General features: G+C 55.9%; 6 protein-coding genes and 2 pseudogenes. 3 read left to right on the top strand and 5 right to left on the bottom strand.

What is annotated here, in order from left to right:
• Window positions 1–752, bottom strand: a 752-nt coding sequence (locus tag AB4048_RS28035) for an IS4 family transposase (protein WP_442205233.1), incomplete at its 3' end; no start/stop codon positions are given.
• A gap of 297 nt (window positions 753–1,049) precedes the next feature.
• Here AB4048_RS28035 and AB4048_RS28030 point away from each other — a divergent pair.
• Window positions 1,050–6,525: pseudogene (locus AB4048_RS28030) on the top strand (HAMP domain-containing protein).
• Between the two features lie 10 nt (window positions 6,526–6,535).
• Entirely contained in the window at window positions 6,536–8,059 is a 1,524-nt protein-coding gene (locus AB4048_RS28025; protein WP_442205232.1) for a response regulator, read from the top strand.
• A 59-nt stretch (window positions 8,060–8,118) separates the two neighbouring features.
• On the opposite strand, the gene AB4048_RS28020 is transcribed toward AB4048_RS28025, so the two are convergent.
• Window positions 8,119–8,511 carry a DUF1236 domain-containing protein gene (locus tag AB4048_RS28020; protein WP_442205231.1) on the bottom strand — a complete coding sequence of 131 codons (393 nt, stop codon included), beginning with the start codon at window positions 8,509–8,511 and terminating at the stop codon, window positions 8,119–8,121.
• A gap of 375 nt (window positions 8,512–8,886) precedes the next feature.
• Between AB4048_RS28020 and AB4048_RS28015 the strand changes: the two genes are divergently transcribed.
• A complete protein-coding gene (locus AB4048_RS28015) occupies window positions 8,887–9,573 on the top strand; it encodes a hypothetical protein (protein ID WP_442205230.1) in 687 nt (228 codons plus the stop codon).
• 144 nt (window positions 9,574–9,717) lie between these two features.
• On the opposite strand, the gene AB4048_RS28010 is transcribed toward AB4048_RS28015, so the two are convergent.
• The 3 genes and pseudogenes from AB4048_RS28010 to AB4048_RS28000 form a co-directional block, all read right to left on the bottom strand.
• Window positions 9,718–10,194: an ATP-dependent DNA ligase gene (locus tag AB4048_RS28010; RefSeq protein WP_442205234.1), complete on the bottom strand. Its 477-nt coding sequence runs from the start codon at window positions 10,192–10,194 to the stop codon at window positions 9,718–9,720.
• 189 nt (window positions 10,195–10,383) lie between these two features.
• Window positions 10,384–10,689: a DUF982 domain-containing protein gene (locus AB4048_RS28005; RefSeq protein ID WP_442205229.1), complete on the bottom strand. Its 306-nt coding sequence runs from the start codon at window positions 10,687–10,689 to the stop codon at window positions 10,384–10,386.
• Between the two features lie 799 nt (window positions 10,690–11,488).
• Window positions 11,489–11,606 (bottom strand): annotated as a pseudogene (locus AB4048_RS28000) (IS110 family transposase); the annotation flags it as partial.

Raw genomic sequence — 11,606 nt, 5'->3', positions numbered from 1 at the left:
GCGGTTGTCCATGCGAGTTCAGCGTTTTTGGGCTGATGGATGATATGGTTTCGCAGGGCATCGAAACCGATGCGGAACCAGGATTTCTCCCGTCTGCCATGGCTTTTTCGTTTGATGGCAGCCATGCGCATTTCGGTGGATGCGGTGCGGTAGACCCATGTCAGGGCGAGCGTGACGAGAGCCGTGAGCGTCTCGACCTTGGCGGGGTTTGTCAGACGGGTGTCTTCGAGATTGAAGCCGCGTGTTTTCGTATCGGCGAACAGGCATTCGACCGCCCATCGCCGCTTGTAAGCTTGCAAGGCGCGCTTTGGTTCTGAGCTATTGGTCATGATGATCAGCCATTCGCCGTCCTTGATGCGTCTGGCGGCGAGACGCAGGCGGATAAGCGTGCCGGGCAGGAAGACGTCCAGGGTCTGGGTGGTGTGCCGGGCGCGTTTGGTGCGCAGGAGGGACTTGAGTGACCACAAGCGGCCGTCGGCAAGAGCCATGCGCTGATCTTCCTTGGCCCGGATGGCGAATGGAATGWCGTTTTCGATCAGGAACTTGATCCACTCGGCGCCGATGAACTCCCGGTCGGCCAGAAGCAATTCGATGGAGGCGGCATCGAAGAGGGCCAGATAGCGCCGCATCAGGGCGATGCGTTGTGCACTGCTGCTGTTTCCCGAATGCGTGAGCACGCTCCACAGCAGCGGCACACGAAAGCGGCGGGTGACGATAGCCAGCATCAGGATGTTGACGTCCTTGCTGGCCATGGATCAGCGCCATCAGGAAGACCGCAAGCGTCTCAAGGCGGGATTTGCTCAAACCCAAATGCGGCGCTAAACAACTCATCAGGGCGGTGCGAAGGCTGGTGGTCATCGAAGGATCCTTTTGCTGAAGAATCCTCCATTCCATCAYATCGCGCCGCCCGCCGATACACTGTCGTGTACTGTGCACGAGGACGACCGAGCTATCTGAAATCTATAGAGTTATGGAGAAAACGCGCTCTGAGTGGCTGTAGCCTTTTTCCCATCCGGCGCTAGATTACGCAACACAATCGGAGCGTAAAGATGAACAAGAAAGTCATGACCTCTCAACACGACGTTGCGGCCACAGACGATGTCCAGAATGATGCACCGTGGGAATCCAGTGTTGGAACCGCTAGCGCACTCTTGGAAACGCTTCTCGCAGTCAGAAGAGGCGATTTTTCTGTAAGAATGCGGTCCGATCTAACCGGAGTAACAGGTAAAATTGCCGATACCCTGAACGATATAATCGCAGCAAATCAAAAGATGGCCGCGCAGCTCGAAAACGTTGGCCAGGTAGTAGGTCGCGATGGGCGCACCAACACCCGCGTCCGATTTGGCCTCGCTGACGGGGCTTGGGCCGATATGGAAGGGTCGATCAACACCCTCATCGATGACTTATTGTGGCCCACTACCGCTGTAACCCGCACCATGACGGCCGTCGCAAAAGGCGATCTGCTGCAGACAGTGCCCCCTCGATGTCGACGGTCGGCCACTCAAGGGCGAATTTCTCCGATCCGCCGGAATCGTGAATACCATGATCAAACAGCTTAGCGTATTTACCTCAGAGGTGACGCGTGTAGCCCGCGAAGTCGGTACGGACGGCAAGCTCGGGGGACAGGCCCAAGTCCCCGAAGTTACGGGAGTCTGGAAGGATCTGACCGAGAGCGTCAATTCGATGGCGTCAAACCTGACGGCACAAGTTCGCAATATCGCCGACGTCACAATTGCGGTGGCCAACGGGGACTTGTCCAAGAAAATAACTGTCGACGTCCGTGGAGAAATCCTGCAACTCAAGGAAGCCATTAACACGATGGTCGACCAGCTCCGGTCGTTTGCATCAGAGGTGACCCGCGTTGCGCGAGAGGTTGGTACTGAAGGCAAGTTGGGGGGGCAGGCTCTCGTGCCGGGTGTCGCGGGCACCTGGAAAGACTTAACGGATTCCGTAAATGCGATGTGCGGTAACCTCACTGCGCAGGTTCGTAATATCGCTCAGGTGACGACAGCGGTGGCACGGGGAGATCTTTCAAGGAAGATCACCGTCGACGTCTCTGGTGAGATTCTCGAGCTGAAGGAAACCATCAACACGATGGTTGATCAGCTGAATGGGTTTGCTGGCGAAGTTACCCGTGTGGCGCGCGAAGTTGGAACAGAGGGAAGACTAGGTGGGCAGGCACAAGTTCCTGGCGTCGCTGGAACATGGAAGGATTTGACGGACAACGTCAATTCAATGGCGTCCAACCTGACGGCCCAAGTGCGGAACATTGCCGAAGTATCAACAGCGATCGCCAATGGAGATTTGTCTCGGAAGATCACCGTCGATGTCAAGGGTGAGATCCTTCAGCTCAAGGAAACCCTGAATACGATGGTCGATCAACTGAACCGTTTTGCATCAGAGGTGACGCGTGTGGCGCGGGAAGTCGGGACTGAAGGTAAGCTCGGCGGACAAGCCCAGGTGCCCGGGGTCGCTGGAACCTGGAAGGATCTGACTGAAAACGTCAACTCAATGGCTTCCAACCTCACTGGCCAAGTGCGCAACATTGCGGAGGTCACCACTGCGGTTGCGAGGGGTGATCTCTCCCGCAAGATCACCGTCGACGTCAAAGGCGAAATCCTTGAGCTGAAAAACACGATCAATACACTGGTCGACCAGCTTAATGCTTTTGCAGGCGAGGTCACTCGTGTGGCGCGCGAGGTTGGGACTGAAGGTAAGCTGGGTGGGCAAGCGCAGGTATCAGGCGTCGCGGGAACCTGGAAAGATCTGACTGACAGCGTGAATTCCATGGCTGGCAACCTGACCGCACAAGTTCGCAACATCGCGGAAGTGGCGACTGCAATCGCCAACGGAGACTTGTCACGGAAGATCACCGTCGACGTTCGGGGCGAAATCCTACTATTGAAAGATACCCTCAACACCATGGTCGATCAGTTGCGTTCATTCGCGGGTGAAGTCACACGTGTGGCTCGCGAAGTCGGAACTGATGGAAGGCTCGGTGGCCAGGCAGTGGTGCCGGGTGTTGCGGGAACGTGGAAAGATTTGACAGATAACGTCAACCTGCTTGCCGCAAACCTGACGACCCAAGTCCGCAATATTGCAGAAGTGACGACCGCAGTCGCTCGAGGGGATTTATCCCGTAAAATCACCGTCGACGTCAAAGGCGAAATCCTCGAACTTAAAAATACGATAAACACGATGGTCGACCAACTCAATGCCTTCGCTGGCGAGGTCACACGTGTCGCACGCGAAGTGGGGACCGAAGGAAAGTTAGGCGGCCAGGCCCAAGTTCCGGGCGTCGCCGGTACCTGGAAAGACCTGACGGATACGGTTAACGTGATGGCCGCCAACCTTACAGAACAGGTGCGCGGAATCGTAAAGGTAGTTACGGCGGTCGCAAACGGAGACCTCAAGCAGAACCTGACGGTCGCATCAAAAGGGGAAGTCGCCGCCCTCGCCGAAACCATCAACAATATGACAAACACGTTGGCGACATTCGCGGATCAGGTCACGAGCGTCGCGCGCGAAGTGGGTGTGGAAGGACGGCTGGGCGGTCAAGCGAACGTGCCCGGAACGGCGGGGACTTGGAAGGATCTGACTGGCAACGTCAACCTCCTGGCTGCAAACCTCACAACTCAGGTTCGCGCGATCGCGGAAGTCGCCACCGCTGTCACCAAAGGGGATTTAACCCGTTCGATCCAAGTAGAGGCGCGTGGTGAAGTTGCCGAACTCAAAGACAACATAAACACGATGATCGATAATCTCCGACTGACGACGGAGCGAAACACTGAACAGGACTGGCTCAAGACCAATCTCGCCCGCTTCACCAATATGTTGCAAGGTCAGCGCGATCTTACCCTGGTGGGTAGAATGCTTCTATCCGAGCTAGCACCGCTGGTTGGAGCGCATCAGGGCGTGATTTACCAGGTTGATGCCGATGAGCGTCAGCCAATGCTGTCTCTCTTGTCGACCTATGCACATGGCATAGAGGCCAACCATCCCGCTCGTCTTGATCTGGGCCAGGGCTTGGTTGGGCAATGTGCTATCGATGCTCGCCGCATTCTGATCACGAACCTTCCCGATAACGTCGTGCCCATCAGTTCCGGCGTTTTTACCACCCTACCGAAGAGCGCAATCGTTCTACCGGTTCATTTCGAGGGCCAGGTCAAGGCGGTAATCGAACTCTCTTCCGCCGGCGAATTTACAGAGCTGCAGTTGTCATTCCTGGATCAGCTGACGACCTCAATCGGCATCGTTCTGAACTCGATCGAAGCGACGATGCAGACGGAGGGGCTACTTAAGCAGTCACAGCAGCTCGCCACGGAACTTCAGTCGCAACAAAGAGAACTGCAGCAGACCAACGAACAGCTGGAGCAGAAAGCGCAACAGCTTGAGGAACGAAATGTTGAAGTGGAGGCGAAAAACCAGGAAATCGAACAGGCTCGCCATGCCCTGGAGGAAAAAGCCACAGAGCTGGCCCTGACGTCAAAGTACAAGTCGGAGTTTCTCGCAAACATGTCACACGAGCTTCGCACTCCGCTAAACTCGATTCTCATCTTAGGTCAGCAATTGGGAGACAATCCTGATGGCAATCTATCAAGCAAACAGGTTGAATTCGCGAAGACCATCCATGGCGCGGGTACGGATCTTCTAAACCTAATCAGCGACATTCTTGACCTTTCGAAAATTGAATCCGGTACTGTTTCCGTCGACGCGGAGGAAATCTTCATCAATAATCTGCTGGAAGTGATGTCCCGCCCCTTCAAACATGAGGCGGAGAACCGCGATCTTTCGTTTTCAGTGGAAGTCGGAGATACCGTCGCAGGAAGCATCATCACTGACTCAAAACGGCTTCAGCAGATTCTCAAGAATCTCTTGTCCAACGCATTCAAGTTTACCGCCGTCGGAGGCGTTACGCTCAAAGTTGCGGCGGTTACGAGCGGTTGGTCACCCGATCATCCTTCTCTGATGCATGCCCCGTCCGTTATCAGTTTTGAGGTGGCTGACACGGGAATTGGTATCCCGCCGGAAAAGCAGCGCATTATCTTCGAAGCATTCCAACAGGCAGATGCTTCCACAAGCCGGAAATATGGGGGCACCGGACTGGGGCTTGCAATCAGCCGCGAGCTTGCAAACCTCTTGGGAGGAGAGATCCAACTCCGTAGCAGCCCGGGCGTTGGCAGTACGTTCGTGTTGTACCTGCCGCTGACCTTTGTCGGTCCGAGCGCTGTCCCAGCAAAGTCGGACCGCGCTCGCAGCAATATTGTGCAACTAGCCGAGGCAGCCGCTCGTCGAGCCGACAGGCCGACAGAAAGGGTGCAAGACGACCGGTCGAATATTGCACCAAACGATGCCGTCCTTTTAATTGTCGAGGATGACCCCCACTATGCGCGTGCCTTGGCTGACCTTGCTCACGACAATGGCTTCAAGGTTTTGATTGCTATAAGGGGTAGCGAAGCGCTCACCCTGGCACAGGATTACAAGCCGGCGTCGATTTCACTCGATATTTACCTCCCTGATATGCTCGGCTGGACGGTGCTCAGCCAACTGAAGCAAAACGCAGCTACCAGGCATATTCCGGTCCAGATCATTAGTCTCGACGAAGACAGACAGCACGGCCTTACTCGCGGGGCGTTCGCCTTCATGAGCAAACCAACGACGCCGGAAGGGCTTGGCCGGGCCTTTTCAAAGCTGAAAGCCTTTGCCCAACCACAGCGTCGCAAGCGGCTCCTTCTCGTTGAAGACAGTGCGGCGGAGCGGACAAGTGTAACCGCGCTCCTTGGTCACGAGGATATCGAAATTACCAGCGTCGCATCGGGTGCGGACGCCTTGACCTCGTTGAAACAAAATCCTGCCGATTGTGTGGTCCTGGATCTCTCCTTGCCGGACATGACCGGCTTCGAGGTCCTCGAGAAGATGCGCGACGATGATCAGATAGCGGAAGTCCCAGTGGTAGTCTTTACGGGTCGCGAGCTTTCACCAGAGGAGGATGCCCAGCTCCATAGTATGGCTCGAAGCGTCGTGGTGAAAGGAGTAGAGTCGCCTGAACGATTGCTCGATGAGACGGCGCTGTTTCTCCACCGCGTAGTCGCGGATATGCCTGCCGTCAAGCAGGCGATGCTGGAGGAACTCCACAGTTCCGACCGGGACCTGTTAGGAGAGACTGTTTTGCTGGTCGATGACGATGCCCGAAACATTTTCGCACTAAGCAGCGTGCTGGAACGCCGAGGCATGAGGGTATTGACTGCAACGACCGGAAGCGAGGCGATCGATGTCATCCGGCAGGAGAAAGATGTCGCCATCGTGTTGATGGATATCATGATGCCAGGGATGGATGGATATGAAACGATGCAGGTCATTCGCTCCGATCCAACGTTCCGCCGTCTTCCCATCCTAGCGCTCACAGCGAAGGCAATGAAAGGTGATAGGGAAAAGTGCCTTGAGGCGGGCGCGTCTGACTATCTCGCAAAACCCGTGAACACCGAGCAATTGCTCTCCGCTCTGCGCATGTGGCTGCATCGTTGAGGACATGGCTGTGAACGCTGTAAACATACTACTAGTGGACGATCAGCCTGCAAAATTGCTGAGTTACGAGGTAGTTCTTCAGGACTTAGGCGAAAATCTCTTAAAGGCTCAGTCCGGACGAGAGGCACTGGAATACCTGCTTCGAAACGATGTGGCCGTGATCCTGGTCGACGTCTGCATGCCTGAGCAGGACGGGTTCGAGCTCGTCAGAACGATCAGGGAGCATCCCCGCTATCAGTCGACTGCAATTATCTTTGTATCGGCGGTAATGATGGCAGAGCCCGATAGACTACGCGGTTACGCCGCAGCAGCGAAACTTCGAAAGCTGAATGAAGAACTCGAGCAGAGAATTGATCAGAGAACCCAGGAGCGTGAAGAGGCGCTAGCGCAGCTCTTTGAGGCGCAAAAACTCGATTCGATTGGCCATCTGACAGGCGGCGTTGCTCATGATTTCAACAATCTTCTCATGGTTATACTGGGAAGTCTTCACCTCTTGAAGAAGCGACTTCCAGCAGATGAGAGAAATGATCGTCTGGTGAACAATGCAGTACAGGCGGCCGAACGTGGGTCGGCTTTAACACAACGTCTATTGGCTTTCGCTCGCCGTCAGGATCTGAAACCACAGCCCGTCGATTTCCAGAAACTTTTTGAAAGTATGGAAGACCTACTGTGCAAAGCCGTCGGGCCGGGGATCGAAATCAGATCGCAAATCCCTGCAGATCTTCCGCGTATTCTGGTGGATAACAATCAGCTCGAGTTGGCTTTGCTCAACCTCTTCGTGAACGCACGTGATGCAATGGACAATGGCGGCAACATCACGGTCGATGCGGTCTGCACCGCGAACCCTCTTCCCTCCGGCCTTACAGGAGGAAACTATGTCAGGATCTCGGTTTCCGACGACGGGGACGGTATGGACGCGCTCACCGTATCCCGCGCAACAGAGCCCTTTTTTACAACAAAGGGCCTTGGAAAGGGAACCGGGCTTGGCTTGTCGATGATCCAAGGTCTCACCGCCCCATCCGGAGGCGTACTGGAAATATCTAGCGTCTTAAAGGCGGGCACGACGGTCACCCTCTGGCTGCCCGTGGCGGAGGAGCATCACTCCAGGGGTGTGCCAGTTCTGGAAGGAAGCTCCGCGAAATCCTCACATGCAGCACTGGCAGCTCTTTCAGTGCTTGTCGTAGATGACGACCCGCTAGTGAGTATGGGAACGGCAGCAATGCTGGACGATCTTGGCCATACGGCGACAGAGGTATCCTCTGCGTCTCAAGCACTCGAGCTTCTTAGTGCAAACAATCGATTCGACTTGGTGGTCACCGATCACGCTATGCCTGGCATGACTGGAGCAGGATTGGGCCGGTTGATTACCGTCTCTTTCCCAGGTTTGCCTGTAATTCTCGCCTCGGGTTATGCTGAACTACCTGAAGAACAACGGAATCCGAAGCTGCCACGTCTCACAAAGCCGTTTACTCAAGATGAGCTAGAGAAGGCACTATTTCAAGCGATCGCTGCCAAGCCGCCCCCTTATCGATAATCCAAAGCAGTCAAAAGTATTGAAATGGCCCCGCCTTTTGCGGGCAGGGCCATGCTATGTCATTGTATAATTTGAACCACCTTCCGCGATTGCGGCTGAACAATAACGCGCTGATGGTTCACGATTGCGTAAGAATAGTGCGTATCGTCGGGCACGGGCATGAGCTCAACATTTGACGGGATGGGCCGCCCCACTGCGATCGGATCCTTAACGACAACGGTGCCTGAAACGGGCTGTTGCTGAACATACGTGACCACACGGGCTGGCGGTGGGTCGATCGCGCCACCCACGATGGCGCCAGCAACGCCACCGACTGCGGCACCGACCGGACCACCAACAACCGCACCGGTAATAGCTCCACCGGCTGCTCCGGTAACAACACCATCGGCAAAGGCACTAGTGGCCAAGCCACCAAGCATGATAGCGCTCGCCAAAACGGATATTTTGTGCATTGCAATTCTCCTTCTCTAGCGCGACCACCGAGGTAGGAACGAGAAAACTAGGAAGGCGTTCCATCGACGACTGCCCATGCGCTTCTCGAATCATGGTTGCTCGGGCGACATCGGCGCAGCATCGTTCCTGGCGAGTCGCAACTTGCGCACGGCGAGTGACGGTGAGCCAACTTTAACAGCGCCATAACAGGAACGTCTTTTTTCGGGCGACTAGCAGCGACAGGAACACGACGCTGAGGCCGGACATCGGAGCTTACATCCGGTCGGCGGCGACCGAGGAGGCTCGCACACGCGCTGCTAAGCCGAGCTAACCCGCTGCTGTTGTTGTTGAACTCTAGCTTCCTCATCAGCCAGGGCATGGTGCCGCCCTGAGCGATGACCGAGAACACGACGACGCCAAACGCTGTGGCCGGCGGCGTATATGAAAACTCAACCGCTTGGCAGAGCTACCATCTCTGCCGGCCTCTAAGGGCCTTTGCGCCATGGCAGTCATCCTTCTACGCCACCGCCTTCGCCAATAGCCGAGGGACCCTGCGGACGGTGAAGCGCTTTGGGTCGAGTTCAAATGTGGCGGCCAGAGGAACCAAACAACCATCGACGCATTACATCGGCTATTTCAGACCGCTGATGAAGTCCGTGATCGCGCCTGCATTGGCAACTATTTTGTTTTCAACGGTGCTGGTTTGCGTCGTTTTCGCGGCCTCCGAACTCACGCCTCGATATGAGACGCATAAGTTCGAGAGCCTCGATGCGAGCATATGGACAAGCAAGCCAACTCGGGTTGATCAAACTGCTCAAACATTCGAACGGCTCCCACCCAAGATCAAAATTGCGGATAGCGAGGCACAGCGATTTGAATTTCGCGATCCAATGGCCACGCAGTCAGGGATTTCATCACAACCTACGAAAGCCCACGGCGATTCATTTGAAACGTCAGCCAAGAGCGGTTGGCGCCATTCCCGCTATCGATCGTATAGGGATGAAGACAACAGCTATCAGCCGTTTTCGGGCGGTCCGCGCGCGCAATGCAAGGGGGCCAGCCGGAAAGGTGGCAATGAATAGGAGCGCGGACACGAGAGCCACGAAAGAAACCTTCCAACAGCGTTTTGCCATGTTTCGATAAATGAACTCTTGGCCCATTGCGGGCTCGCCATTCTTGGCCTGGCTAGGCAACGGGCGTTTGAGCGGTCCTCCATCGAGATGACACTACTTCGTGTCAGTAACGCACGAAGGTGGCGTCACGCACGGCGCGCGGCGACCCATGCGGGAAACTCGATTTCCACCATTGGGCGATTCGTAAAGTCGAAGAGGAGCCAAGAGCCCCGCGACGTTCAGGGAATGGCAAGCGGGTGAGGCCGCGACCATCGAGATAAAGCCGGTCGAGGACGTAAAGATGGCCTTCCCCGATCGGCACTTGCCGCCTCGACCGCCCAGCGCCTGCTGCAACGAAGTCGGGCGGCCTTCCTCATCGAGCACGACAGCCTCGCCGTCGAGAATCATCGTACGGTTGAGCCCGCGGGCAGAGTCAGCAATTGTGGGCAAGCGATCTGTCCAATCAGGCCCAAGGATTCGAGCCTTGTTCGGCTCGACACGAACGGCCCGGCGATAACCGTCCAACTTAATCTCGCAAATCCAAGCGTCGCCTTTTGGGGGTATCCTGCAGCAGAGTATCCGCCTTAGCATCTCGGGCGGCGCGACGGCGTGTAGCGAAGTGTCCCAGGCCGTTCGGACTTTGCGACGATTGCTCGTCCCAACCAAACGCAATTTTTCGACGCGGTATCGCGCGAAATGGAAGAGCCCGCCACCCTTATGTTTTTTTTCCAAGTATTCAGTACGGCGGTCAACAACTTGCCGCGCACTTATAAAGCTGCCTTACTGTCCGCCGCTTCCACCAATGTTACGATCTGTATTCCGCCTGAGGAATGGAGACATGTCCTGAATTTCCGCCAACTTGTCGTTTTGTTTTAGGAATCGCCTGAAATTCTCTCGCAAGACCTCCGCAGAGCATGTTCCTCCGGCTGCCTGTCGGCACAGGCGGGACATCGCCTCGTATGCCAAGTTTCTCTTATCCGCAGGCCATTCGTCGAGAAACTCTAGAACCTCGTCAAGACCGGTGATTTCTTGAATGAAATATTTCCGCTTCGCATAGATGGGACGGTCAAAAAAGTCGAGTGCCATGTTTACTTCCTTGGCTTCGGTTAGCGCCGGGGATTTAGGAGAGGTCAGCGGCGGGTTCAAGATGCAGGAGGATCCGTTGTCGCCTTGGCGGCGAGCCCAACCAAGTAGAAACGCCCAATCCCAGCTCTTGGGCAGTTGTTGACGACGGGCTCGCCAACTACCTAACAGGGCAACTCCGGAATCGTTCCGGAAGCGCTGGGTCCCCAGGCCCTACTGTTCCATTTCGTACAGTGGTTTCTTCTGCGATGGGAAGGAAACCGACGAGCAGAACACTATTGTTTGCGTCATCCCTATTACGCACCCGGCAAGGTTCGCGCCCATTCTTCTTCCTCTCCGACCGACCCAGCATAGGGCTGAACGCTGAGCAAATGGCCGGCAAGTCCCTTGGCTGGCGGAAGCGAGGACACCGGACGCGGGCGGGCAACAAAAGCCGCGAAGGCCGGGGCTAGTTTCTTGGGATATGACCATACGAAGTTGGCCGCGCAGGCCGGGCATAAAGCACCGGGGGCGAGCGAAGAGGGACCACTGCACCGCTGCACCCGCAGGACCCACGAAATCAACGCGAAATGAGATGTCAATCGGCCCTTCAATTGCGGATGTTTGTCAAGCGCCAGCAACATCCTTGCCGGGTCATGGTCCTTTCCGAGGTCGTCGCCTCACGATGGTGTTCGGGTCGGGTGCTTCAACGTGTCCATGGATGTGCCTGTCAGGCCACCAGCCGATTGACCGAAGTCACCACAACCACCGTCCCGGCGGGGATATTGCAGTCCCGTCTAGGGCCAGCAAACTGGGGGTTAGCTTAGGCGACTTTCCCGGCGCTCCATTCAAAGGTGGTGCCATCGACCCAGATGCAGTGAAGGATGACAGCAAGCTTTCGGGCAACGGCGACCTTTGCCTTTTTCATCCCGATGCGCTTC

The sequence above is a fragment of the Rhizobium sp. RAF56 genome, from assembly GCF_052113965.1.
Taxonomy (GTDB): Bacteria; Pseudomonadota; Alphaproteobacteria; order Rhizobiales; family Rhizobiaceae; genus Rhizobium.
This window is presented reverse-complemented; position numbering and strand designations above follow the sequence as displayed.

Bases quoted from the DNA above. Each gene is read 5' to 3' on its own strand.
- AB4048_RS28020 (WP_442205231.1), bottom strand. From the start codon at position 8,511: ATGCACAAAATATCCGTTTTGGCGAGCGCTATCATGCTTGGTGGCTTG.
- AB4048_RS28015 (WP_442205230.1), top strand. From the start codon at position 8,887: ATGACCGAGAACACGACGACGCCAAACGCTGTGGCCGGCGGCGTATAT.
- AB4048_RS28010 (WP_442205234.1), bottom strand. From the start codon at position 10,194: ATGCTAAGGCGGATACTCTGCTGCAGGATACCCCCAAAAGGCGACGCT.
- AB4048_RS28005 (WP_442205229.1), bottom strand. From the start codon at position 10,689: ATGGCACTCGACTTTTTTGACCGTCCCATCTATGCGAAGCGGAAATAT.